Here is a 22,859-nt window from a genome sequence, read left to right as displayed (position 1 = left end):
TTCGAATGCACCACCGCAGAGGTCTGGGACCGCCCGGATCTGGAAGCCGCCATCCGGGCCTCCTTCGAGCTCATCGAGGCTGCAGCCGCCTGATTTGACCGGGGAATGGAAAATCCTGCGATAGGCATCCCGAGCCCCGGCGGGAAGAGTCATCTTTCGGCCGGGGCAACAGATCGTCCGACGTCCAGGAAGACGCGGCCGCCGTCAATCTTGGCCGGATAGGTCGGAACAGTTCCGTCGGCCGTGGCGCCGCTTGCGAGGTCAACGGCGAGGTTGTGAAGCGGGCAGCTCACCGATTGGCCATGCACGATGCCTTCGGATAGCGGGCCGCCCTTATGCGGGCAGCGATCATCGAGAGCGAAGACCTGGCCTTCAAGAGTGCGGAACACCGCGATGCAGCCCTGCGCGGTGCGCACGATGCGGGCGCCGCGAACGGGGATGTCGCCGAGCTTGCCGACGTCCGTCCAGGCGCTCATGCTTCCGTTTCCTGCGTCAAATCGGTCATGACATCCCATCTTTCCCGTGTCTCTTCTGCGGTGTGCTCTGCCCATGGATCCTTCCGGTAGACCGACTGGGAGATTTCGAACCGTTCGGCCAGCGCTTTCCTGCTGGCGGTATCCTCGACCACCTTGGTCCGGACCCAGTCGAGTCCGACTTTACCCACCCATTTGTATGGCCGGTAAAGATATCTGGCATTTTCCCGATAGAGCTGCACGAAGGCGGCAGCGATTTCCAATGCTTCCGCTTCAGTAGCCACCTTGGCTAGCGGCTCTGTTTCCTTCAGTTCCATGCCGGCCGCCCCGGCGACGCCGATCTCGTAGCCGCTGTCGACGCAGATGATGCCGATATCCTTGCAGGTGGCCTCGGCGCAGTTCCTGGGGCAGCCGGAAACTGCCAGCTTGACCTTGTGAGGCGTCCACGATCCCCAGAGCAGCTTTTCGAGCTTTATGCCGAGCCCGGTGGAATCCTGCGTGCCGAAGCGGCAGAACTCGGAGCCGACACAGGTCTTCACCGTGCGCAGCCCCTTGGAATACGCATGGCCCGACACGAGTCCCGCCGCGTTCAGATCCGCCCAGATCCGGGGCAGGTCGGCTTTCTCCACGCCCAGCAAGTCGATGCGCTGCCCGCCTGTGACCTTGACCATCGATACGCCGTAAGTCTCGGCGGCATCTGCGATAGCGCGGAGCTCTGCCGGAGTCGTGATCCCGCCCCACATCCGCGGCACGACCGAATAGGTTCCGTCCTTCTGGATGTTGGCGTGGTTCCGCTCGTTGACGAAACGGGACTGGGGGTCGTCTTGGTACTCGAGCGGCCAGGCCGCCAGCAGGTAGAAGTTCAGGGCCGGACGGCAGGAAGAACAGCCGCATGACGTTTTCCAGCCGCATTCCTGCATCACTGCAGGCATCGATTTGAGGCCACGGCTGACAATCAGCCGACGCACGTCTTCGTGCGTCAGCGGCGTGCAGGCGCACATGGTTTCCTTCTCGGCGGCGTAGACGTCTCCGAGCGAAGATTTCAGGAGCTTCTCCACGAGCCCGGTGCAGCTGCCGCAGGAGGCCGAGGCCTTGGTAGCAGTCCGGATGAGAGGGATGGTCCCTGCACCTGACTTGATGGCGGAGACGACATCGCCCTTGCATACACCGTTGCAGCCGCAGATTTCGGCTTCGGGGGGCAGGGCGGCGATTGCGGCCAAGGGGTCGCCGGCCATCCCGGCCTGGTGCGCAGGACCGAAAATCACCGTCTCGCGCACGCCGGAAATATCGGCACGATCCTTCATCAGCCTGTGGAACCAGGGGCCGTCCGCGGTGTCGCCATAAAGGACGATGCCGATGATGCGGCTGTCGCTGAGGACGAGGCGCTTGTACACTCCCCGGCCTGGATCTCGGAAGACGATTTCCTCGCGCCCCTCTCCGGCGGCGAAGTCTCCGGCCGAGTAAAGGTCGCAGCCTGTCACCTTGAGCTTGGCCGCCACGTCCTTCCGGACGAAACGCCGACTCTCGTCTGCCAGTGTCGCTGCGACGACATGCGCCTGGTCGTAGAGCGGCGCGACGAGACCGAAGACCGCTCCGTCATGCTCGACGCATTCGCCGAGCGCGAGGATGTCGGGATCGGACGTAACCATGTGGTCATCGACCACGACGCCGCGGTTGACCTCCAGTCCCGCTGCGCTCGCAAGGGACGTGTTCGGCCGGATGCCTGCGGCCATTACCAGCAAATCGCAGGCGAGCTCCGTCCCGTCATCCAGCCGCAGGGCACGGACGCGGCCGTCGCTGCCCAGGATCTCCTCGGACCGGGCGCTACAGAGGATCCGGATTCCGCGCTCTGACAGAGCCTTCTGCAGGAGGTAGGCGGCGCTTTCGTCCAGCTGGCGCTCCATAAGGTGGCCCATGATGTGGACAACCGTGACCTCCATGCCCCGCATCCGCATTCCAGCGGCGGCCTCGAGTCCGAGGAGCCCGCCGCCGATCACTACCGCCCTTGCCTCAGGCGATGCTGCCGCGCGGATCATGCGATTGGTATCTTCAAGGTCCCGGTAGGAAATGACGCCGTCCAGATCATTTCCTGCCAGCGGAGGAATGAAGGGATCCGAGCCCGTGCCGAGGATGAGCTTGTCGTAGGGCACTTCGCCCCTCTCCCCGACAACGATCCGCCTTTCGCGGTCGATGGCAGTGACCCGCTCTCCGAACCGGCACGTGATGCCATTGCGTCGGTACCACGCGTCACCGTGCGTGACGATTTCCTCGTAGGTCCTTTCCCCCGAGAGCACGGGCGACAGCATGAGGCGGTTGTAGTTTCCGCGCGGCTCGGCGTTGAAGAGCGTGATCTCCCAGTCGCCCGCCCGGGTTTCCAGGATGTGTTCCAAGGCGCGGCCAGAGGCCATGCCGGCTCCGATGACGACAAGTTTCCCGGTCATGATGTCCTTCTGCGTCTTTCGATCGAGCGGCCTGCCGATCATGCGGCCTGCCGGAGCGTGCATTTTCCCGGCAGGGTCGCCGGATCAGGAAACGAGCTTCGCCTGGCCCGCATCCAGCTGGCCGCCGAATCCGCCGATCTCGTCATGCGCCTGCAGGATGCCTGTCACGGCGGCGGCCGCCTCCTCTCCCTTCATCAGGAAATGGTCCAGGAAGAAGCGCATCATGGGGTCGGTCTCCTGGAAATTGTGCGGCGTCAGGGAGACCGAGAGGACCGGAACATCCGTTTCCAGTCCGACCTGCATCAGCCCGCTGACGACGGCCTGGGAGACAAATTCGTTGTGATAGATGCCGCCGTTGACGACGAACGCTGCGCAGACGATAGCATCGTACCTGCCCGTCCGGGCCATCCGGCGGGCAGCCAGGGGCAGTTCGAAGGCACCGGGTACTGTCACCACCCGGATGGCGGCTGCGGGCATGGCGCGGGAGAACCCGGTCAGGGCCTGATCGACAATATCGGCGTGCCAGGACGCCTTGATGAAGCCGATTCTGGGGGAGTTGCGGTCGGACATTTGCAAACCTCATGTTTCCGGTTGCGGGACAGGCACCAAGGTGCGGTCGAGATAGATCAGCGGCAGGGCAGAGTCGTTCGCGCAGGCCTCGAGCACATCACAGAGAAAGATGGTGTGCGTGCCTGCCGGGAAGCTGTCGGCGATCGCGCAGGAAAAGGTGGCGCAGGCTCCCGCGAGGACCGGCTGGCCCCTGGAATCCGGGTGCCAGTCCGAACTGTCGAAGCGGTTCTCCTGAGCAATCTTCCCTCCGAATGCGAGGGCGGCGTCGGAATGCTTCTGGGCAAGGACATTGATCGCTAGACGCCGGTTTCCTGCGATTGCCGGATGAGAAGAGGCGGAGGTGTTCACGCAAACGAGGAGCCGGGGCGGCTTCTCGCTGACGGAGCAGGCAGCTGTAGCGGTCATGCCCGCGCGGCCTGCGGGGCCGTCGGTCGTCACAATCTTCACCGCCGCGGCCATCCGGGCCATCGCGTCGCGAAAGTTTTGCCGGTGATCCGGTCTGGACGAGTTCACGATTGTCATGGGGAACGATCTGGTCTGGGGTCGGAAAGGCGGCACCGTGGGACCGGTGCCGCGGGCAGGATCACTCGGCCGGGGTCCTTACAACCGCCGACAGGTTCCGGAAGGCTGCGCCACGGTGCGTCGCGGGCAGGCGGGCCGACTTGCCGAACACCTTCCGGCGCAACGGTCCCTCGGCATAGTCGCGCTGAGCGAGGCCGCGTTCCTGCAGGACGGGTGTCACGTGGTCGATGAAGTCGACATAGGTCGCGGGGTGAAGCTGGCATATCATGTTCACGCCGCTGATCCCGGCATCCTGCCACAGTTCCAGCTCGTCGGCGATGCTCTCTGGCGTGCCGACGATGCGGCAGTTGTAGGACAGGGCGTTTGCCACTTCCTTCACCGTCGCCTTGTCACCGTTCTGCTTTCCGATCTCGATCATGCGGGCATAGCCCTGCAGGCCGTCGAGCCCGGATTCATCCACCGGCTGGTCGGGGTCCAGATGCGAGAGATCGACGCCCATGTCGCGGCTGACATGCGCGGCCAGGCCTTCGTAGCTGACCCACTCGTCGATCTCCGCGGCCTTCCGCTGCGCTTCTTCCATCGTGCTGCCGACCACGAAGGACAGGCCCTGGATGAATTTCAGGTCATCCGGGTCGCGGCCGTTCTGGCGGGCGATCTCCCTGGTCTTGCCGATCCCGATGCGGGCGCCGCCGACATTCGGATACAGGACGAACGTCCCCTCGGCATGCTGGGCAGCAAAACGGCTGCCGCGGGGCGAGGCCCCGGCCTGGTAGAGCATCGGCGTGCGCTGCGGGCTGGGGCTGACCAGATGCGGGCCCTGGACCCTGTAGCGGCTTCCGGCATGGTTGATGCGGTGAACCTTGGTGTGGTCGCTGAAAATGCCGCTCTGACGGTCGGCAAGCAGCGCATCGTCTTCCCACGATCCTTCCCAGAGCTTGTAGAGGACTTCCATGTACTCGTCTGCCCAGTCGTAGCGCTGGTCATGGGGGACGATCGACTCATGCCCGAAGTTGCGGGCCGCGTTTTCCGTGACGCTGGTGACGATGTTCCAGCCGATGCGGCCGCCGCTGATGTGGTCGAGCGTCGAGACCTTCTTGGCAAAGGAGAAGGGGTGTTCGGAGAGGATCGAACTGGTGAAGACGAAGCCCAGATCGCGAGTAACGGCAGCCAAAGCAGTGCAGAGCGTGAACGTGTCGTTGCAGGGCATGTGCAGGCCCTGCTCGAAATAGGCGTCCCACTTGCCGTCATAGGCCGGATCTATGCCCAGGATATCGGCAAAGAACATCGCGTCGAACTTGCCTTCCTCGAGCTTGCGCGCCAAGCCGGACCAGGTCTCGAAGCTGTTGAAATCCGCGAGCTGGTTCTCGGGGTGGCGCCAAGTCCCGTGGTAGATATGGGAAGGCACATTCATCGTGAAACAGTTGAAGATCATGCGATCGCGCATTGGCGTTTCCTGTCATCCTGCTGGTTTGTTTCTGTTTCCGGCAAGCTAGCGCGCCCCTTGGTGGCCAGTCTTGGACCAGAAGGAACACTTGCTTGTCCGAGAGTGCACAGCCATTGCTCCGCAGGCGCTCCCCCGAGACTCCGGCCGCGCCGGAGGCCCCTGCGGGTTCCGGACCGTTTGTGCCGGAATCCGAAAGCGCCAATTTGATGTGCGAAACGCTGAGGGATCAGTCAGCATATGACCGGCCGGCAGACTGGCAGGACGACGCGGGACGGCCGCACTTCACGCGCCGGCCATGCGGATCATATCTTCCACGCCGAACGCAGCCGACGAGAGATCCATGCCCAGCTGGAACGCAGACCGTCTTCCCCAGAAAGACCGCTTCCCCTACTGGCGCGAAGTGCTCTGCCAGAACTATACCTCGCTGCAGCCGATCAGCGAGCAGAACAACGGCTTCCGGGGAATGGTGCGGTCGGCTCCGCTCAGCGAGCTCAACGTCACCACGATCGCATCGGGCCGCCAGAAGATCTATCGGCGCCGTCAAGAAATCCGGAAGGATTGCGATGCAGTCTGCTTCCTGAACCTGCAGCTCCGGGGCCAGAGCCGGATGGTGCAGTTCGGGCGGGAGGCGCTGCTGCAGCCCGGAGATTTCTCTCTTGTGGATTCCACTGAACCCTACTTGGTGGACTATTGCAGCGACGATTGGGAACAGCACTCGTTCCGCATCCCGGGAGCTCTCTTGGGAACTGTCCTCGGTGGCACAGAGCGGAGGATGGCGATCCGCTACGGAGCGGAGTCTCCGCTCAATTCTGTTGCGGTGTCGTTTCTGTGTTCTGTTGCGAAGCTGGCGGAGGATCTGTCTTCCGCCGATATCGCGCTTTCGAACCAGATCGTAAATCTGGTGGGCCTCGCGCTGGAATCGCCCAGCGGTGACGTGGCCGGTTCCGAAGGAGACCTGCGCGAATGCCTGGCGCAATCGATCCTGGATTACATTTCGGCCAATGCCCAGGATCCAGACATGACGCCGTCCAAGGCGGCGCAGCGTTTCCGCATTTCGGTGCGATATGTGCACAAGGTTCTGGAGGGCCGCGGCACGACTTTCGGAAAGTCGCTGCTGGACCGGCGCCTGGAGCTTTGCGCCGAAAGCTTGCTCCGGGACCCGAGCGCCCCGATAGGGTCAATCGCATTCCACTGGGGTTTCGGTGACCTGTCGCACTTCAGCAGGTCCTTCCGCGCGAAGTATGGCATGACCCCGACCGAGTACCGGGTGGAAGGGCTCAAGAATCCGGGAGCATCCCCAGAATGACAGTGATCGGGGCCGGACGGCCCCGATCAGAAGCTGGCGGAATTAGCTTGTCCGATCGTCCAGGCTTGCCCCAAGGCAAAGCCGAGCAATTTCAATAACGGGCAAACGGCGCTGTCAGCGGATCATAGCCCGGGCTTTTGATGATGCCATGCAGCTGGCGGCGTCGCGCGCCCATGTTGCCGCCATCGTAGAGCGGGAAACAGAGGGCATCGTTCATCAGATCCATCAGCGGATGGGACTTCTGGTAGCTGTCGACGCCGACGATCTTCATTGCGTCATAGACGACGTCGACGCAAGTTTCCGAGGTGAAGACCTTCGTCATCACCGCCAACTCCTGCTCTTTTCCGCCAGACAAGTCAAATTGTTGGCACGCCTTCCAGGTCATGTAGCGGCAGGCCTCTATCTTCATCTTCATGTCCGCAAACTTGTAGCCGATGACCGGGTAGTCGATGACCGGATGCGGCCCGGATCGCGTGTCACGGCACGCCCAGTCACGGGCGATCTCGAAGGCGGAGCGCATGACGCCGACGCAGGCCGCGCCGATCAGGGCTGCGGTCCAGGCAAAGTTCTGCGTCACCATTGCCACGCCGTCGCCAGGCTGGCCGAGGATGTTCGACGCGGGGACACGCACATTGTCGAAGTGGATGCGCGGCGCGATCGAGGCCTTGTGTCCGGCCGGTTCCAGGATCCCGTCCACGCTGATGCCCGGGGTCGCACCTGGCACCATGATGATTGCGAGCGAGTCCCCGGCGCCCTTGGACGGGTCGGTGCGGCAGACAACGGCGAACAGGTGGCACCCCTTGCCGTCCCAGCCCGAACCGTTCGTCGTATAGTGCTTCTGTCCGTTGATGACCCACTCGTCACCCTCGAGACGGGCAAAGGTCTGGACGCCGCAGGACGGATCCGGGGAATCGAAGTTTGCGCCGCCCACGGTGTCGGTGAAGGCCAGCGCCGCAAGCCTTGTGCCGTCCTCGATGAAGTCGGGCAGGAACCGCTTCTTCTGCTCTTCCGTGCCGAACCAAATCAGCGGCTTAGTGCCCAGGCCCGTTCCCAGGAGGGTTCCCGCAAGGCTGACATCCTGGGTGCAGAATTCCTCCGCCGCCAGTGCGAAATCGAGGGTCGAGACGTCACTGCCGCCAAATTCTTTCGGAAACAGGCCGTTCACCAGTCCTGCCTCCACGGCTGCCTTGTGGTGCGGCCGGGTTGCCGTGAAGCGCTCCATGGGGTCGCTGATGCCGTTGACGAGGGGCCGGATGTCTTTCATGACATCGGTCGCAAAACTGCGTGCAGTTGCCTGAAGAGCGAGCTGGTCGTCGCTGAGTTGGAAGTCGATTGGCATTGTAACCTTCCTGTCTTCTGTCTTGTTTTCGTGAAGACATCGTGGAAGTTCGCCCGTGTCCGGTCTTGGACCACAGGGACTAATAACTGTGCAATTCGTGCCAACTGCCGCAGGACGGTCAGGAATGCCGGTGCGGAGCGGTTTGCGCGGTCGTGCGGTACGTGCGGGGCGAGACTCCAAATTCTTTCCGGAACTGGCGATTGAAGCCGGACAGATCCCCGAAACCGGCGCCATAGGCAATTTGGGAAACCGGCACATTTGGGTCGGTGCGAAGCGCCAAGGCGCATCTGGCCAATCTGCGAGCCGCTATTTCCCGGGCGAAGCTGCGTTCTTGCTGCTCGAAGAGACGGTGCAGATAGCGCGGGGAGATCCGAAACCGGGCACAGACGCCCTCAACTCCGAGACCGGGATCCGATAGATTTCTTTCGATATGCAATTTGACTGAATGCAAAAGACCTTCTTGGCGCGATGCGGCAGTTGTTTCGCCAGCGTCGGTTCTTGCGCCAAGCGCCATTGCGACGATGTCGGTCGCCATGCGTTCGAGCGAAGGTGCAGTTTCCGGAGGAATATTTTCGGCACGGCGCGCCAAGCTGGCCAGGAAATCCGCCGCGATGTCGCCCGCGGCTGTCTGGCGGCAGACGGGAAGAGCCATGAAGGCACGCGATCTTGGCAAGACCGGCTGCAGCAGTGCTTTCGGGAAGCGGAAGGAAAATGTCCGGATTCTGCTCGCGCCGCCGCGATAATCCAGCGAGTACGGCTCGGTTGAGTCGACGATGTAGAACTCCCCAGGCTTAACCAGCGTCTCGCGACCGCAATGGTCGACCCGGACATCGCCGGCGACTTGCATGTTCACAAAATAGCATTCCACGGGCATTCGCGCGATTTCGTGTCTCGTGCGGTGGACCGAATGGTTGTCAGTCACCTGCTCGCAGACATTCACTTTGCCGACGAGATCGGCCGAGACTTTTCCGCTGAACTTCCCGGACCCATCATGGCGCGGATCAAGCGCAACGAAAGCGGCGCAGACCACTTCCCTCCAGAAACCGAACTGCTTTTCCGCGACCTGTTCTTCAGTGTTCCATTTCGGCATTTCGGCAACCTGGTCCGAGCATACGAGACTCATATCGAAGGAACGCGACCGGCGCTGGGGGCCGGTTGTCAATCCTGCCGGTCACGCATTCATGGAGCCGGGACGTGCAGGCAGGGATTCCTTCCCCATCCGCCGAAATATCCGGCAGTGCGCCCGCACATTGGACGTCCTGAGATCGCATGGCGCTTGGCCGGTGTGCCGACGTGCCTCAACGGGTGAATCGACGTTTGGGCCGCAGGCGTCCGGCGATGCTTTCAATGAGCCAAAGCGATGGGATGCAGAAACTTTTCCCGAAGGAAACTCTTGATTCCATTGAGGCAGTCATGATCCGCTTCAATTCGGAGAGCTGTCCTGACGAGGTGCGCATGTCCGGCGAGGTTCTGGCTTCACCTGCACGAGGGCGTCTGCCTCGCAAGTCTTGGCATGCGACCATCGAGGCGTGCAGCCAGCTCAGCCGCCACTCCGGGGCCAGGTATCGGACAGCCGGTAGCCGCCCGGCCAGGGGTCGGAAGGGTCCAGCATGTGCTGGTGGATGCCGGTGATCCAGGCGCGGCCGGAGATCTCGGGACGGATCGCCGCAAGCGGGCCGGCGCGGGTCTCGCCCAGGATGCGTCCGTTGAATTCCGAGCCGATGATCGACACCCCGGTGAAGCGGTCCGCAGGCCCCATCTCGCCTCTTGCATGGAGGATCGCCATCCGCGCCGAGACCGCGGTGCCGGTGGGCGAACGGTCGATCTTTCCGGGCTGGATCGCGACGACCGAGGCGGCACGGAGATCATTGCCCTCACGCATGACCGGCCCGGCGAAGAGGCAGAAGGAATGATGTGTCCAGTCCGGCCGCTCCGGATGCTCGAAGCGGTAGCGGGCATTGGCGGCATTGGTGATGCGGATGCCGAGTTCGGCGATGCCGCGGGCGTTGGTTTCGGAGAGGTCGATCCCCAGCGCGGCGGCATCCGCAACGACGAAGCTGTCGCCGCCGAAGGCCGTGTCCACGGTGATCGTGCCGAGCCCGGGCACGTCGAGCGGCACGTCGAGACGGCTGGCGAAGGAGGGCAGGTTCTCCACATGGATGCGCTCGGCCTTGCCGTTCGCGCAATCGGCGCGGACCCGCACCGGCCCGCCGGGGGCCTCCAGCAGCATCTCGGTCACCGGCTCCTGCATCGGCACGAGGCCGGTATCGAGCAGCACCGTCGCGACGCAGATCGAGTTCGAGCCGGACATCGGCGGCGTGTCCTCGGGCTCCATGATGATCCAGGCCGCCTGCGCGCCCGGATGCTTCGGCGGGACCAGTAGGTTCACGTGCCGGAACACGCCGCCCCTGGGCTCGTTCAGCACGAAGTTGCGCAGCGTGGCATCCTCCGCGATCCAGCGGCGCTGGTCCCAGAGCGTGTCGCCGGGCGGCGGCGCGACCCCGCCGACGATGACGTCGCCGACTTCGCCCTCGGCATGGCAGGAAACGACGTGGATGACCTTGGTGCTTCGCATGGGTGTCTCCGGGACTGGCAGGATTGCAGTATAGGCGGGACGCGACGGTCAGGACATGCGGCTGCGCTGCATCATTGGTGTGACGCCGAAGGCGGTTCGGTAGCAGCGCGAGAAATTGCCTGGGCTGTCGAAGCCGCAGGCCAGGCCGATCTCGGTGACGCTGAGCTCGGTCTGCAGGAGCAGGTGCCGCGCCTTTTCCAGCCGCATCTCCATGTAGTACTTCTTCGGGGCGATGTTCAGGAACTTGCCGAAGAGCCGCTCCAGCTGCCGCACGGAGATGTCGAGGCGGGCGGCGATTGCAGGGGAGGAGAGCGGCTCCTCGAGGTTGGCGCGCATGATCTCGATGGCACGGGCCAGATCGGTGTTGCGCATCCCATTCCGCGACTGCAGCGACACTTTCTGCGCCGCCGTGGCATCGCGCACCGCGTTGTAGACCATCTGGTCGGCGACCGCGACCGACAGGTCCTGCCCGTGAGCCTGTCCGATCAGGTGCAGCATAAGGTCCGCCGTCGCCGTGCCGCCCGAGGCGGTCGCGTATTTCCCGTCGGCGACGAACACGTTGCGGACCAGGTTAACGCCAGGGAATTCCTCCATGAAGCTGTCATGGAATTCCCAGTGGATCGCCGCCTGCTGCGCCACGAGCAACCCGGCCCTGGCCAGGACCCAGGCACAGCGCGCCGATCCTGCTAGCGCCGACACGCTCGATCCGGCGCAGGGCGGAGATCAGGACACGGTGATCCATCGATTTCATGTGGAAGCCGGAGAGGACGAAGACGCGCTCGCAGGGCGGCAGGTCGTCGAACCGGTGCTGCACGAGGCTGACCGTGCCGTCCGAGGCGGTGACGGTCTGTCCGTCGAGCGAGGCATAGGACCAGCGGTGGAGGGTCCTGCCGCTGACCAGGTTGGCGATCCGGAGCGGATCGGCGGCGGAGGCCAGGGCCAGATGGGTGTAGTCCTCGACCAGGGCGAAGACGAAATGCTCCGGCGCGCTCGTCGGCGGCGTGGTCCTCGTGCGATGCCGGCGCGGAAGGGGTCCCGCGCCGGTCTGAATGTCCTACTCGGAAGCAGCGCGTGCCTGCTCCAGCCAGCTGTCGTACTCGGCCTTGTGTGCCTCGATCCAGTTGTCGACATGGCGGTCGATATCGCTGGAATCATCCTCGCCCTCGGTCATCAGCTTGCTCTGCGCCGAGATGTCGGCGGCGCTGATGCTGGCAACAGAGAACAGCTTTGCCGCCGCCGGATTGTCGGCGAGGAACTCGTCGGTCGCAAGAATGTAGATGTTGTCCACCGCGAAACCGAGGTTCCTGCCCTCGTAGGTGGTGTCTGCCTCGACGCCGTCAGGCAGCGAGGTGTAGGGAACCTCCAGCCATTCGACATCCTTGCCCGGCACCAGCGTCGCCGAGACCCAGTAGGGCGTCCAGGTGTTGTAGAGGATCGGCTTGCCGGTTTCGTATCGGGCGATCGTGTCGGCCATGATGGCGTTGTAGGCGCCCTGGTTGTGGGTGACCGTGTCGCGAAGCTCGTATTCGTCGAGCTGGTGCTCGATCACGCGCTCGCAGCCCCAGCCCGGCGGGCAGCCGGCCAGGTCGGCCTTGCCGTCGCCGTCGGCGTCGAACTTGGCCGCGATCTCCGGCTTCGCGAGATCGGCCAGGCTGTGCACGCCGGAATCGTAGGTCGCCTTGTCGATCAGGTAGCCCTGAAGCGTGCCCGAGATGAAGGGCCCCTTGACCTCCTCGAGAAGGTCGTCGCCGCCGGATTCCTCGAAGAAGGCGGTCTGCAGGTTGTGCCAGTGCGCGGGATAGAAATCGGCGTCGCCGGTGGCCAGCGCCAGGTGGGCGGTCTGGATCTCGACTTCCTGCGGATCGGCGACGTCATAGCCGAGATCCTCCAGCGCGCGGAACAGGATCCGGGCCTGGAAGCTTTCCTCGGCGATCAGGCCGATGACCGGGCGCACGGTGGTGCCCTCGCCGGGCTTCTCGCTGGCGGAAGCGGTTCCAGCAAGGATAGTGGAGGCGGCAAGCGTGGATTTGAACATCTGGTATTTTCCCTGTTGCGTTGTTCAGTTCTGGAGTTCGGGGCTTCCGGGCGGCACCGGCGCGGCAGGATCGTGCTTCGGGCCTGCCAGACGCAGCGCCAACCTGATCGGGCCACCCTGCCACCAGTGGCGGTGGCCGCGCTCGCGGCCGGACTGGCCCATCCCCTGCGAGATCCGGTCGAGCACGATTGCAAGGATCACGATGCCGAGCCCGCCATCGCCGACGAGGCGGACGAGGATCGAGGGCAGCAGCGTCACCTCGCAGCCGGACATGCGGTAGGGCTTGCCCTTCACGGGCAGCTCGTGGTGGTAGAGGTGGATCTCGCGGATTTTCATCGATGGGACCGTCAGGGTTGGAGAAGGCGGCCCGTTCGCGCGGAGCGGGCCAGTCGGGGAGCGTCCCTGGGCCGGACCAGCGCGGAAGGGACGAGGGTGCACTGCCCCGGGCGTCCGGCGGCAGGGCCAGCGCCTGCAGCCTGGATCAGATGTCGACAGAAACCGTGCCGATGGGCTCCGAGCAGCAGGCGAGGATGTAGCCTGCGCCGATGTCCTCGACCGAGATCCCGCCATTGTGGACCATATGGACCTCCCCCGAGATCTTCCTGACCTTGCAGGTGCCGCAGACCCCGAAGGTGCAGCCCGAGGGAATGTTGAGCCCCGCGGCCCTGGCGATGGCCAGCACGGTGTCGGTCTCGGTGCAGTCGGCCCCGACCCCGGAGGCGGCGAAGGGGACATGCGACCTGGCGGTCCCGTCGGGCACCAGGTCGTCCGGGGCTTCCTGTTCGGCCTCGGTCTCCACCGGCGGGCCTGTGAAGGCTTCCTGCTGGTAGCGGCTCATGTCGTAGCCGAGATCGATCAGCATCTCGTGCACGGCGTCCATGAAAGGGCCCGGTCCGCAGCAGTAGATCTCGCGGTCTAGGTAGTCTCCGGCGATCAGGCCGATCATGATCTGGTTCAGCCGTCCGCGGAAGCCGGTCCAGACCTGGAAAGGGTCGTCCTCCTCGACTATGAAGTTCAGCTTGATGCCCGGCACCCGCGACGCGAGCGACTCCAGGTGGTTACGCCCGATGATGTCCCTGGGGCTCTTCGCGCAGACGATCAGCGTGGCGTCGATCGCGGTGCCGCGGTCGAAGAGATAGGTCGTCATCGACAGGGACGGGGTCACGCCGGAGCCGGCCGATATGAAGAGGTACTTCTTCCGCTCGGCCTTCGGCAGGGTGAAGATCCCGGCCGGGCCCATGGCCCTGATCCGCATGCCGGGACGCAGGTTGTCGAGCATCCAGCGCGTGCCGATGCTGCCCTTCTGCGCCTTTGCCGTGACCGAGATCGTCAGCGGCCGCGAAGGCGAGGAGGACAGGGTGTAGGTGCGCCAGACCGACCCGCCCGGCACTGGCACGCCAAGCGTGACGAACTGTCCGGGCTGGAACCTGAACAGCGCGCCGGAGAGGGCGGCGAAGCTGAATGTGGCCGCGTTTGGCGCCTCCGGGACGACGGAGCAGCATTCCAGCTCCTCGCTGTCCCGCCAGATGGTTGCGTCCGCGGGGGCGGTGAGGTTGCCGATCTGGTTCATGTCACTCGGCTGCCAGGGTTGCGGGCGCCGAGGGACCTGCGCCGGTGATGCCGCGGACCAGCGCGCCGGCATACCAGTCGGAGAACTGGATCAGCCCGCCCTCGTGGGTCTCGGAATAGGGGCCGGGCTGATAGGCCGGGGACTGGATGCCGCGCTGGTTGTTCTCGACCACCTCGCGATCCTCGTCGTTGGTCGCGACCCAGACTTCGGTCAGGCGCTTGAGGTCGTAGTCCACGCCCTCGACGGCGTCCTTGTGGACCAGCCACTTGGTGCAGACCTCGGTCTCGGTGGCGCTGATCGGGGTCACGCGGAACAGGATGACGGGATCCGACAGGAAGTGGTTCCAGGTGCCCGGATAGCGGAATTTCAGGAGCGCGCCCGCGTCCTTGAACGGGATGGACGAGTTCGGCCTTGTCACCGCGACCTTGCCGTCCATCGTGTAGCTTTCCGAGGTGCCCAGCAGCGGCGTGCGCACGAAGCGCCAGTCGCCGATCGCCGAGATGTGGTAGGCCGATAGCGCGCCCACGGACTCGCAGCGGGTCAGGTGATCCGCCTGCAGCGAGGCCATGGAGCCGTCGGCATCGTTGCCGATCGTGCGCGGGTCCTCGGGGAAGGTGCGGCACAGCGACGGGTGGTTGCCCGCGCAGTGGTAGCACTCGCGGTTGTTCTCCCAGACGAGCTTCCAGTTGCCCTTCTCGATGATGGTGCTCTCGAAGGCGACCTTCGAGTTTTCCAGGTCATGCATGGCGAGGTAGCGCGCGGTCCCGGCGGCGAATTCCGCGAAATCCGGCGCCTCGTCGGCGACGCAGATATAGACCATGCCCGAAGCGTTGCGGCAATGCACCTGTTTCAGCCCATGTTCCGCGGGGTTGAAGTCCGGGCCCATGTCGCGCGCCCAGAGAAGCTTGCCGTCCAGCTCGTAGGTCCACTGGTGGCAGGGGCAGACGATCTTCGGATTGCGGCCCTTCCTGGACTTGCACAGGACCGACCCGCGGTGGCGGCAGGAATTGTGGAAGGCGCGGATCTCGTTGTCGGTGCCGCGTACAATCACGACTGAATAGTTGCCGATTTCGTGGACGACATAGTCGCCGTATTTCGGGATCTCGCAGGCGGGGAGCACGAACAGCCAGTCGCGGTACCAAATCTGCTCCATGTCGGTCCGGAAGACGCCCGGATCGCAATAGAATTCCTGGGCAAGCGAATGGCCAGGACGGCGGCGCAGCAGCCGGGCAAGCACTTCGGACTCGTTGAGCATCTGGATGGCTCCCTGCAGGGCCCGCCGTCAGGGGCGTGGCCTCTTGTTGGTATCGGATTTGCACGGAGGCTGGCGGACCGTCGCGTGCGGCCCGCGCCTTTTTCTGGTGGGGAGAAAGCCTGAAAAAATGAGCCGAAACTTCGCAAATTCCGACATGGTGGCGGGGATGTGCGACGTCGGCCAGGGACGCGCCCGCGGTCGCGGTCGCGAATTCTGGTGAAGTCGCTGTCCCGCCCGGAACCATACGGTGGCTGTCTCTCTTCGCGAATTTCAGATGTGCACAATAAATGGTCGCCATGAGTGCATTCAGCCCAGAATCCGGACGAAAATATGCAAATGATCTTTTGGAAACCCAAAACGATTCAAACGATCACAAATTGGTGCATATTGAACAAATGAATCAGAACAGCTTCTGGAGTGAACACATGAAGTCACGAAGGGAGCCACCGGCCGGGACAGCATCCGGGCCGGACAGCAACGGGGAAATGACCATGAACTTATCCGGAACCACCTGCCGTGCTGCGCTGCGCGCCTTGGGCGGGGTCTCGCTGGCGCTTGCAGCCGCGGCAGTCCTGGCAGCACCGGCTTCGGCCGCGGACCTGCGCCTGAAGTTCGCCGGCACGCTGCCGGTCGAGCACCAGGGCAGCAAGATGATGGAGCAGATCGCGGCCGAGATCGAGGCCTCGGATGTCGGGCTCAAGGTCACCGTCTTCCCGGCCAACCAGCTGGGTTCGGGCGAGGAACTCTTCGAGGACACGATCCGCGGCAACATCGATTTCTCGATGGGCTTCATCTATGCCCACAAGGACCCGGTCTTCGAGATCAACTCGATGCCCTATCTGGCGGGCGACTGGGACGAGATGCAGTCGGTCGTGCGCAACCCGGACTCGGCCTTCAACCAGATCATGTCGGAGCATCTCGAAGGCGTCGGGCTGCATCTTCTGGCTAACAACCCCGAAGGCTTCGCCAACGTGCTGTCGACGAAGATGCCGACCGACTGGGACGGGCTGGGGCCGAAGGAGATGAACATCCGCGTCTGGTCCTCGAATGTCGTCAACGACACGATGAAGGCGCTCGGTTTCAACACCACGACCATCGCCTGGGCCGACATCTTCCCGGCGCTGCAGTCGGGCATCGTCGACGGCGCCGAATGCTGCACAAAGCAGGCGACCTACACGATCTTCGCAAAGAGCGGCGTGGGCAAATACTACTTCAACTACAATGCCTTCATGGAAATCTCGACCTTCTACGCCTCGTCGAAGACCTGGGAGAAGATGAATGACGAGCAGCGCGCCGTGGTCTCGGCGGCGTTCTCGCATGCCGCGGATGACTTCTTCGAGTGGAACAAGACCAATGACGCGGCCTTCGGCGACGAGCTCACTGGCGCGGGTTACGAGGTGCTGACCCCCGATCCCGAGAAGGCCGCCGCCATGCGCGACCATGTCCGCGCCACGATCTGGCCGGAGATGGCCGAGGTCGTGGGCCAGGACGTGCTGGACCGCATCCAGGCCGACCTGAAGTGATCCCTCCTCGGTCCGCGTCGTCCAGCGCGGACCGCCCCTGCCCCCCGGAGTCCGCATGAGCGACCTGACAGCCTCCCTCCCGCCAGCGATGGCGCGTCCGCTGCGCCTGGTTCGCGCCGTCATGCACGCCATCATCATCGCCATTGGCTGCCTGATGGCCGTGACCTTCTTCTGCGTGGTGATCTTGCGCTACGTCTTCCATGCCGATCTCTTCGCCTACGAGGAATGGCTGATGGCGGCCGCCTTCTGGGGCTTCTTCATGGCGGCGGCGATCGCCACCCATGACCGGGCGCATGTCAATGCCGACATCCTGGGGCTCGTGATCACCGATCCGGCCTGGCGCTGGCGCCGCGCGGTGCTCGTCGAGACGCTGGAACTGTCCATCCTCTGCGTGCTGAGCTGGTGGGGCATCCTGATGGTGGCCGAGGAACTCGCGGCCTACCCGATGTGGCAGGCCACCATCGCGTTGAAGATCCCCTTCGTCGTGCCGCGCCTCGCGATCTCGCTCGGCCTCGTGCTGATGACGGTCTTCACCGCGCTGCATCTCTACGTCCTGCTGAAGCGCGGCCCTGCGCCGGAGGAAACCGCATGATCATCGCCGGAAGCATCCTGATCCTCTGTACCCTCCTGCTCGTGGGCCTCAGCGTGCCGCTGGCCTTCGGCGGCGTGCTGATCTTCCTGTCGCTGGCCGCCGGCCATGACGTCACCGGCTACCTGCCCTCCGGCCACTGGAAGATGAACTCGGTGGTGATCCTCGCCATCCCGCTCTTCATCCTAGCGGGCGCGATCATGGAGAAGGGCCGCATCGCAGAGCCGCTGGTGCGTCTGGCGGAGCTCTTCGTCGGCCATCTGAAAGGCGGGCTGCCGACGGCGGCGGTGGTCGCCAGCGGCGTCTTCGGCGCGATCTCGGGCAGCGCCAATGCGACGCTGACCTGCATCGGCGGCATCATGATGCCGCATCTGCGCCGCGCGAACTATCCCGAGGGTCTCTCGGCCGCGCTGATCGTCAACGCGAGCCCGCTGGGCCTGCTGATCCCGCCCTCTGCCTCGCAGATCCTCTATGCCTGGGTGGCGCAGCAATCCGTGCTGGCCTGCTTCCTGGCAACGGTGATCCCGGGGATCGTCCTGATCGTGCTGCTGGCGATCGTGAACCAGGTGCAGCTGAGAACCTGGCGCGGGCTCGACCTGCCGCCGCAGCCCGCCGACTTCGGCGCCGAGCTGAAGACCCGCTCGATGAGCGCGCTGCCCGCGCTGGTCATGCCGGTGATCATCCTCGGCGGCATCTATGGCGGGATCATGACCCCGACCGAGGCCGCGGGCTTTGCCCTGATCTACGCGATCCCGGTCGCAATTTACGTCTATCGCGGCATGACCTGGCGCGGCTTTCTCGACACCATGCGCGAGGGCGGTGTCACTGTCGGCGTGGTGATGATGATGATCTTCATGGTGCTGATCGTCAGCCGCTTCCTGATCTTCGAGGACATCCCCAGCATCGCCGAAGACCTGGTCTATTCGGTCTCGGAAAACCCGGTGGTGATCCTCCTGATGGTCAACCTGGTGATGATCCTGATCGGCATGCTGATGGACGACATCAGCGGGCTCCTGCTGGCGACGCCGCTGCTCTTGCCGATCGTGCAGGGGGTGGGGATGGACCCGGTGCATTTCTCCGCCGTGCTCGGCGTCAATCTCGGCATGGCCAATGTCACGCCGCCGACCGCGCCGCTGCTCTATCTCGGGGCGCGGGTGACGAAGACGCCGGTGGCGCGGATGCTGAATCCGACCTTCGTCTTCATCCTCTTTGCCTGGCTGCCGACGCTGATGCTGACCACCTTCCTGCCGCAGGTCGCGCTCTTCCTGCCCGATCTCCTGCTAGGGAGGTGAGCGGATGGCCTTTCCTGCATACCTCGCGGGCCATCTGGTCGCGGTGCCCGGGCCCGGGGCTGCCGGTAGCCTGTGCCGGTCCGTGACCGGGCAGCGGATCCCGCTGTCCGGTGCGGTCCCCCGGAACGGAGACCGGCCATGAGCGAGTACCAGACCCTACAGGACCGCCTGAAGCAGGCCCTGCCGCAGCTGCCCCGCGCGCTGCAGGCCGCGGCGACCTATTTCTTGGAGAACCCTGGCAATGTCGCGACTCGCTCTATGCGCCAGGTGGCGGCGGATACCGGCATCTCGCTGGGCAACTTCCCGCGGCTCGCCAAGACACTGGGCTACGAGACCTATAACGAGCTGCGCGCGGTCTACAGCGCCCATGTCCAGCGCTCGGGGATCGGCGACTACCATCTGCGCGCCGAGACCCTGCAGGAAGTCGCGGTCGGCGAGGGGCAGAGCCGCGTCTGGGAGGAGTTCCGCAAAGCAGCGCACCGCAATGTCGACGCGCTCTTCGAGCAGAACCATCTGAGCCAGGTCGTCAGCGCGGCCGAGGTGCTGGCGATGGCCCGCACCACCTATGTCATCGGCATGCAGGCCTCCGTCTCGTCGGCGGTCTATGCGAAATACCTGGGCACGATGGTCTCGGACCGGTTCCGCATCATCTCCGGGCTGGGGGGCGTCTTCGCCGATGACATTGCTGAGATCGGGCCGCAGGATGCGATGCTCGCCATCTCCATGCGCCCCTCGAGCGAATTCACCATCCGCATGGCCGAGGCGGCAAAGGCGCGCGGCGCAAAGCTGGTCGGCATCACCGACAGCGATGCCTCGCCGCTCGGCCTGATTGCCGACGAGGTCCTTCTGACCCCGAACAAAAGCCCGCTCTTCTTCGATTCCTACCTCTCCGTCACGCTGCTGGTCGAGCTGCTGCTCGGCTTCGTCACCATGCAGCAGCCCGGAGCCGTGGCCCGGATCGAGGAGATGGAGGCCAACCGCGTCGCCCTGGGCGAATACTGGAAGAACAAGGACTACTGAAAATGGCCGACAGCGCCGCCCTCCGCATTCTCGCCTGCCAGATCGACATACCGCCGATGACCACAGCGGCAGCGCGCGATGCCCATCTTGCCCGTCTCGGCGCCGCGATCCGCGCCCGGCTGGCGGCCGAGCCCGCCGATCTGGTGGTCCTGCCCGAACTTGCCAGCATCGACTATTCGCGCGAGGCTTTCGCCTGCCTCGATGCGCTGGCCGAGCCGCTCGACGGCGCGTCCTTCCAGATCTGGAGCCGGCTGGCCCGCGACTGCGGCGTGCATGTCGCCTATGGCTTCGCGCGGGCCGACGGGGACCGCCGCTACATCTCGGCGGCGGCGGTCGCGCCGGACGGCCGCCTGCTGGGCCATTACGACAAGCTTCACCTCGCGCAATATGGCGCCTCGATGGAGAAGGAGTACTTCTCCCGCGGCGACCACCTCTTCGTCTTCGAGGTGAACGGGTTCCGCCTGGCGCCGATCATCTGCTACGACATCCGCATCCCGGAGCTGTCACGCGCGCTGGTGGTGGGGCAGGGGGCGGATGTGATCCTGCATTGCGGCGCCTATTACCGCGACCTGTCCTTCCATACCTGGCACGATTTCGCGGTGGCGCGGGCGCTGGAGAACCAGTGCTACCTGCTGTCGCTGAACCGCGCCGGGGAACAGTACGGCAACTCGGTTTTCTGCAGTCCCTGGCATGACGAGACCCGGCTGCCGCGCGTCTTCTCGCAGTCCCGCGAGGAGTTCCGCCTGCTGGAGATGACCCGTGCGGAACTCGACGAGGTGCGCGAGACCTATTCCTTCCTGCGCGACCGTCTCGACTCCTACGACCTGGCCTGCTGCGGCTGAGACGGGGCGCCGGGGCCTGTCCCGGCGCCATTCTGCCTACCCCATTCTCTCCGAGGAGTAGGATCCCGGGGAGGCTGGGAAGATGACGGTTTTCGTGCCGTTCAGGAAAGCCCTGCGGCGGGCATGGGCATGGATCGCGCGCGCCAGAACCTGCGCTTCGACGTCCCGTCCCAGAGAGACATAGTCCTCCGCCGATTGCGCATGGGTGATGCGCACCGTGTCCTGCTCGATGATCGGGCCCTCGTCGAGATCCGCCGTTACGTAATGCGAGGTCGCCCCGATCAGCTTCACCCCGCGGGCATAGGCCTGCTTGTAGGGGTTCGCGCCCTTGAAGCTCGGCAGGAAGGAGTGGTGGATGTTGATGATCTTTCCGCTCATCTTCCGGCACATCTCGTCCGAGAGGATCTGCATGTAGCGCGCCAGCACGATCAGCTCGGCGCCGGCGTCCTTGACGACCTTCATGATCCGCGCTTCCGCCTCGGGCTTGGTGTCCTTCGTCACCGGGATGCAATGGAACGGGATGTCGTGGTTCACCACGATCTTCTGGTAGTCCATGTGGTTCGAGATCACCGCAACGATCTCGACGGGCAGCGCGCCGATCTTCACCCGGTAGAGCAGGTCGTTCAGGCAGTGCCCGAAGCGGCTGACCATGACCACGACCTTCATCTTCGCGGCCTCGTCATGGAAGGCGAAGTCCATGTCCTTTCCGGCCGCGACGGCGGCGAAGTCCCGCTCCAGCGCGTCGAGCGCCGCCCCGGTCTCGGGCGCGAAGCTGACGCGCATGAAGAAGCGGCCAGTCTCCATGTCATCGAACTGGGCGCTGTCGGTAATGTTGCAGCCATGCTCGGCCAGGAAGCCCGCGATGGCGGCGACGATGCCCCGCGTCGAGGGGCAGGCCACGGTCAGGCAGAATTTGGACGCAGCTTCTGCGGCCCCTGCCGCAAGCGGCCGGGTCTTGGGGGTCTCGATATTCATGGCTCTCTCTCTGTTGGAAATCAGGCGGTCAGATCCGCGGGGTCCGGGAGGTCATGGATCCGCGCGCAGGCGGTCAGGGTATTGGCCAGGAGGCAGGCGATGGTCATCGGCCCGACGCCGCCCGGCACCGGGGTGATCGCGCCCGCAACCTCCACGGCAGAGGCGAAATCGACATCGCCGACCAGCCGGGTCTTGCCCTCGCCTGTCCCGGGCGGGGGGATGCGGTTGATGCCGACATCGATCACGGTGGCGCCGGGCTTCACCCAGGCGCCGGGGATCATCTGCGGCCGGCCGACCGCGGCGACCAGGATGTCGGCACGGCGGCAGGTATCTGCAAGATCGGCGGTGCGGGAATGGGCGACGGTGACGGTGCAGCTCTCGCGCAGGAGGAGCTGGGCCATCGGCTTGCCGACGATGTTCGAGCGCCCGACCACCACGGCCGACTTGCCCGAGAGATCGCCCAGATGGTCGCGCAGCATCATCAGGCAGCCGAGCGGCGTGCAGGGCACCATCGCCCTCTGCCCGGTCGCCAGCTTCCCGGCATTGGAGATGTGGAACCCGTCCACGTCCTTCTCCGGCGCGATGGCGTTGATGACGAGATCGGCATCGAGATGCGCAGGCAGCGGCAGCTGCACCAGGATGCCATGCACTTGCGGGTCGGCATTGAGCCGGGCGATCAGGCCCAGAAGCGCCGCCTCGGAGGTCTCCGCGGGCAGCCGGTGCTCGAAGCTCCGCATGCCGCATTCGACCGTCTGGCGGGCCTTGCTGCGGACATAGACCTGGCTGGCGGGGTCCTCGCCCACCAGCACCACGGCGAGGCCGGGGACGATCCCCTGCGCTGCCATCTCCGCCACCCGGGCGGCGATCCGCCCGCGCAGCTTTCCGGCAAAGGCCTTGCCGTCGAGGAGCGCCGCCGTCATCCAACCCGCTCCGTCAGCTCCGGCACGGCGTCGAAGAGGTCGGCAACCAGCCCGTAATCGGCGACCTGGAAGATCGGCGCCTCCTCGTCCTTGTTGATCGCCACGATCACCTTGGAGTCCTTCATCCCCGCAAGGTGCTGGATCGCCCCGGAAATCCCGGCCGCGATG

Annotated in this window: 21 protein-coding genes and 1 pseudogene; 6 read left to right on the top strand and 16 right to left on the bottom strand. The window is 64.6% G+C overall.

The window, feature by feature from the left end:
* Positions 1-149 precede the first annotated feature (149 nt).
* From nirD to HCC78_RS27080, 5 genes are all read right to left on the bottom strand, one after another.
* Positions 150-476, bottom strand: a complete 327-nt coding sequence (nirD, locus tag HCC78_RS27100) for a nitrite reductase small subunit NirD (protein ID WP_172331899.1) — start codon at positions 474-476, stop codon at positions 150-152.
* Positions 473-2,914 carry a nitrite reductase large subunit NirB gene (gene nirB, locus HCC78_RS27095; RefSeq protein ID WP_172331901.1) on the bottom strand — a complete coding sequence of 814 codons (2,442 nt, stop codon included), beginning with the start codon at positions 2,912-2,914 and terminating at the stop codon, positions 473-475. Before nirB ends, nirD begins: the two co-directional genes overlap by 4 nt.
* Before the next feature lie 84 nt (positions 2,915-2,998).
* On the bottom strand, positions 2,999-3,484 hold the full coding sequence (locus HCC78_RS27090; RefSeq protein WP_172331898.1) for a 6,7-dimethyl-8-ribityllumazine synthase: 486 nt from the start codon (positions 3,482-3,484) through the stop codon (positions 2,999-3,001).
* Between the two features lie 9 nt (positions 3,485-3,493).
* On the bottom strand, positions 3,494-4,006 hold the full coding sequence (locus HCC78_RS27085; RefSeq protein ID WP_216671335.1) for a flavin reductase family protein: 513 nt from the start codon (positions 4,004-4,006) through the stop codon (positions 3,494-3,496).
* A gap of 61 nt (positions 4,007-4,067) precedes the next feature.
* Positions 4,068-5,438, bottom strand: coding sequence for an LLM class flavin-dependent oxidoreductase (locus HCC78_RS27080; protein WP_371743942.1), 1,371 nt, complete (start codon positions 5,436-5,438; stop codon positions 4,068-4,070).
* Positions 5,439-5,790: 352 nt separating this feature from the next.
* On the opposite strand from HCC78_RS27080, the gene HCC78_RS27075 reads away from it, so the two are divergent.
* Entirely contained in the window at positions 5,791-6,756 is a 966-nt protein-coding gene (locus tag HCC78_RS27075; protein WP_172331896.1) for a helix-turn-helix domain-containing protein, read from the top strand.
* 91 nt (positions 6,757-6,847) lie between these two features.
* Here HCC78_RS27075 and HCC78_RS27070 read toward each other — a convergent pair whose 3' ends face one another.
* The 8 genes from HCC78_RS27070 to HCC78_RS27035 form a co-directional block, all read right to left on the bottom strand.
* On the bottom strand, positions 6,848-8,095 hold the full coding sequence (locus HCC78_RS27070) for an acyl-CoA dehydrogenase family protein (RefSeq protein ID WP_172331895.1): 1,248 nt from the start codon (positions 8,093-8,095) through the stop codon (positions 6,848-6,850).
* A gap of 118 nt (positions 8,096-8,213) precedes the next feature.
* Entirely contained in the window at positions 8,214-9,185 is a 972-nt protein-coding gene (locus HCC78_RS27065) for a helix-turn-helix domain-containing protein (protein ID WP_172331894.1), read from the bottom strand.
* 450 nt (positions 9,186-9,635) lie between these two features.
* Positions 9,636-10,670 (bottom strand): proline racemase family protein, encoded by a 1,035-nt coding sequence (locus HCC78_RS27060; protein WP_172331893.1) that lies wholly within the window; start codon positions 10,668-10,670, stop codon positions 9,636-9,638.
* 48 nt (positions 10,671-10,718) lie between these two features.
* Positions 10,719-11,369, bottom strand: coding sequence for a GlxA family transcriptional regulator (locus HCC78_RS27055; protein WP_371743941.1), 651 nt, complete (start codon positions 11,367-11,369; stop codon positions 10,719-10,721).
* Between the two features lie 355 nt (positions 11,370-11,724).
* On the bottom strand, positions 11,725-12,705 hold the full coding sequence (gene proX, locus HCC78_RS27050) for a glycine betaine/L-proline ABC transporter substrate-binding protein ProX (protein ID WP_172331892.1): 981 nt from the start codon (positions 12,703-12,705) through the stop codon (positions 11,725-11,727).
* Between the two features lie 24 nt (positions 12,706-12,729).
* Positions 12,730-13,041 (bottom strand): hypothetical protein, encoded by a 312-nt coding sequence (locus tag HCC78_RS27045; RefSeq protein WP_172331891.1) that lies wholly within the window; start codon positions 13,039-13,041, stop codon positions 12,730-12,732.
* A 145-nt stretch (positions 13,042-13,186) separates the two neighbouring features.
* Positions 13,187-14,275, bottom strand: a complete 1,089-nt coding sequence (locus tag HCC78_RS27040) for a hybrid-cluster NAD(P)-dependent oxidoreductase (RefSeq protein ID WP_172331890.1) — start codon at positions 14,273-14,275, stop codon at positions 13,187-13,189.
* Position 14,276: 1 nt separating this feature from the next.
* Positions 14,277-15,530 (bottom strand): aromatic ring-hydroxylating dioxygenase subunit alpha, encoded by a 1,254-nt coding sequence (locus tag HCC78_RS27035; protein ID WP_172331889.1) that lies wholly within the window; start codon positions 15,528-15,530, stop codon positions 14,277-14,279.
* 491 nt (positions 15,531-16,021) lie between these two features.
* Between HCC78_RS27035 and dctP the strand changes: the two genes are divergently transcribed.
* The 5 genes from dctP (at position 16,022) to HCC78_RS27010 (ending at position 20,796) form a co-directional block, all read left to right on the top strand.
* Positions 16,022-17,053: a TRAP transporter substrate-binding protein DctP gene (gene dctP / locus HCC78_RS27030; protein WP_172331888.1), complete on the top strand. Its 1,032-nt coding sequence runs from the start codon at positions 16,022-16,024 to the stop codon at positions 17,051-17,053.
* A gap of 55 nt (positions 17,054-17,108) precedes the next feature.
* Positions 17,109-17,645 (top strand): TRAP transporter small permease, encoded by a 537-nt coding sequence (locus HCC78_RS27025; protein ID WP_172331887.1) that lies wholly within the window; start codon positions 17,109-17,111, stop codon positions 17,643-17,645.
* Positions 17,642-18,934, top strand: a complete 1,293-nt coding sequence (locus HCC78_RS27020; RefSeq protein ID WP_172331886.1) for a TRAP transporter large permease — start codon at positions 17,642-17,644, stop codon at positions 18,932-18,934. Before HCC78_RS27025 ends, HCC78_RS27020 begins: the two co-directional genes overlap by 4 nt.
* A gap of 138 nt (positions 18,935-19,072) precedes the next feature.
* Positions 19,073-19,954: a MurR/RpiR family transcriptional regulator gene (locus HCC78_RS27015; protein ID WP_172331885.1), complete on the top strand. Its 882-nt coding sequence runs from the start codon at positions 19,073-19,075 to the stop codon at positions 19,952-19,954.
* Between the two features lie 2 nt (positions 19,955-19,956).
* Positions 19,957-20,796 (top strand): carbon-nitrogen hydrolase family protein, encoded by an 840-nt coding sequence (locus HCC78_RS27010; protein WP_172331884.1) that lies wholly within the window; start codon positions 19,957-19,959, stop codon positions 20,794-20,796.
* Between the two features lie 36 nt (positions 20,797-20,832).
* Here the strand turns inward: HCC78_RS27010 and purU are convergent, their stop codons facing one another.
* From purU to HCC78_RS26995, 3 genes and pseudogenes are all read right to left on the bottom strand, one after another.
* Positions 20,833-21,771, bottom strand: a complete 939-nt coding sequence (gene purU, locus HCC78_RS27005; RefSeq protein WP_172331883.1) for a formyltetrahydrofolate deformylase — start codon at positions 21,769-21,771, stop codon at positions 20,833-20,835.
* Positions 21,772-21,791: 20 nt separating this feature from the next.
* Complete coding sequence (gene folD / locus HCC78_RS27000) at positions 21,792-22,691, bottom strand: bifunctional methylenetetrahydrofolate dehydrogenase/methenyltetrahydrofolate cyclohydrolase FolD (RefSeq protein WP_172331882.1); 900 nt, start codon at positions 22,689-22,691, stop codon at positions 21,792-21,794.
* Positions 22,688-22,859, bottom strand: a pseudogene (locus tag HCC78_RS26995) (FAD-binding protein); the annotation flags it as partial. The pseudogene HCC78_RS26995 and the gene folD, both read right to left, overlap by 4 nt.

Origin of the sequence: Mangrovicoccus sp. HB161399 (assembly GCF_013184745.1) — a bacterium.
Lineage (GTDB): Bacteria > Pseudomonadota > Alphaproteobacteria > Rhodobacterales > Rhodobacteraceae > Mangrovicoccus.
This window is presented reverse-complemented; position numbering and strand designations above follow the sequence as displayed.

What these genes read in the sequence shown, in the direction of transcription:
- nirD (WP_172331899.1), bottom strand. Translation starts at nt 476, where the DNA reads ATGAGCGCCTGGACGGACGTCGGCAAGCTCGGCGACATCCCCGTTCGC.
- nirB (WP_172331901.1), bottom strand. Translation starts at nt 2,914, where the DNA reads ATGACCGGGAAACTTGTCGTCATCGGAGCCGGCATGGCCTCTGGCCGC.
- HCC78_RS27090 (WP_172331898.1), bottom strand. Translation starts at nt 3,484, where the DNA reads ATGTCCGACCGCAACTCCCCCAGAATCGGCTTCATCAAGGCGTCCTGG.
- HCC78_RS27085 (WP_216671335.1), bottom strand. Translation starts at nt 4,006, where the DNA reads ATGACAATCGTGAACTCGTCCAGACCGGATCACCGGCAAAACTTTCGC.
- HCC78_RS27080 (WP_371743942.1), bottom strand. Translation starts at nt 5,438, where the DNA reads ATGATCTTCAACTGTTTCACGATGAATGTGCCTTCCCATATCTACCAC.
- HCC78_RS27075 (WP_172331896.1), top strand. Translation starts at nt 5,791, where the DNA reads ATGCCCAGCTGGAACGCAGACCGTCTTCCCCAGAAAGACCGCTTCCCC.
- HCC78_RS27070 (WP_172331895.1), bottom strand. Translation starts at nt 8,095, where the DNA reads ATGCCAATCGACTTCCAACTCAGCGACGACCAGCTCGCTCTTCAGGCA.
- HCC78_RS27065 (WP_172331894.1), bottom strand. Translation starts at nt 9,185, where the DNA reads ATGCCGAAATGGAACACTGAAGAACAGGTCGCGGAAAAGCAGTTCGGT.
- HCC78_RS27060 (WP_172331893.1), bottom strand. Translation starts at nt 10,670, where the DNA reads ATGCGAAGCACCAAGGTCATCCACGTCGTTTCCTGCCATGCCGAGGGC.
- proX (WP_172331892.1), bottom strand. Translation starts at nt 12,705, where the DNA reads ATGTTCAAATCCACGCTTGCCGCCTCCACTATCCTTGCTGGAACCGCT.
- HCC78_RS27045 (WP_172331891.1), bottom strand. Translation starts at nt 13,041, where the DNA reads ATGAAAATCCGCGAGATCCACCTCTACCACCACGAGCTGCCCGTGAAG.
- HCC78_RS27040 (WP_172331890.1), bottom strand. Translation starts at nt 14,275, where the DNA reads ATGAACCAGATCGGCAACCTCACCGCCCCCGCGGACGCAACCATCTGG.
- HCC78_RS27035 (WP_172331889.1), bottom strand. Translation starts at nt 15,530, where the DNA reads ATGCTCAACGAGTCCGAAGTGCTTGCCCGGCTGCTGCGCCGCCGTCCT.
- dctP (WP_172331888.1), top strand. Translation starts at nt 16,022, where the DNA reads ATGAACTTATCCGGAACCACCTGCCGTGCTGCGCTGCGCGCCTTGGGC.
- HCC78_RS27025 (WP_172331887.1), top strand. Translation starts at nt 17,109, where the DNA reads ATGAGCGACCTGACAGCCTCCCTCCCGCCAGCGATGGCGCGTCCGCTG.
- HCC78_RS27020 (WP_172331886.1), top strand. Translation starts at nt 17,642, where the DNA reads ATGATCATCGCCGGAAGCATCCTGATCCTCTGTACCCTCCTGCTCGTG.
- HCC78_RS27015 (WP_172331885.1), top strand. Translation starts at nt 19,073, where the DNA reads ATGAGCGAGTACCAGACCCTACAGGACCGCCTGAAGCAGGCCCTGCCG.
- HCC78_RS27010 (WP_172331884.1), top strand. Translation starts at nt 19,957, where the DNA reads ATGGCCGACAGCGCCGCCCTCCGCATTCTCGCCTGCCAGATCGACATA.
- purU (WP_172331883.1), bottom strand. Translation starts at nt 21,771, where the DNA reads ATGAATATCGAGACCCCCAAGACCCGGCCGCTTGCGGCAGGGGCCGCA.
- folD (WP_172331882.1), bottom strand. Translation starts at nt 22,691, where the DNA reads ATGACGGCGGCGCTCCTCGACGGCAAGGCCTTTGCCGGAAAGCTGCGC.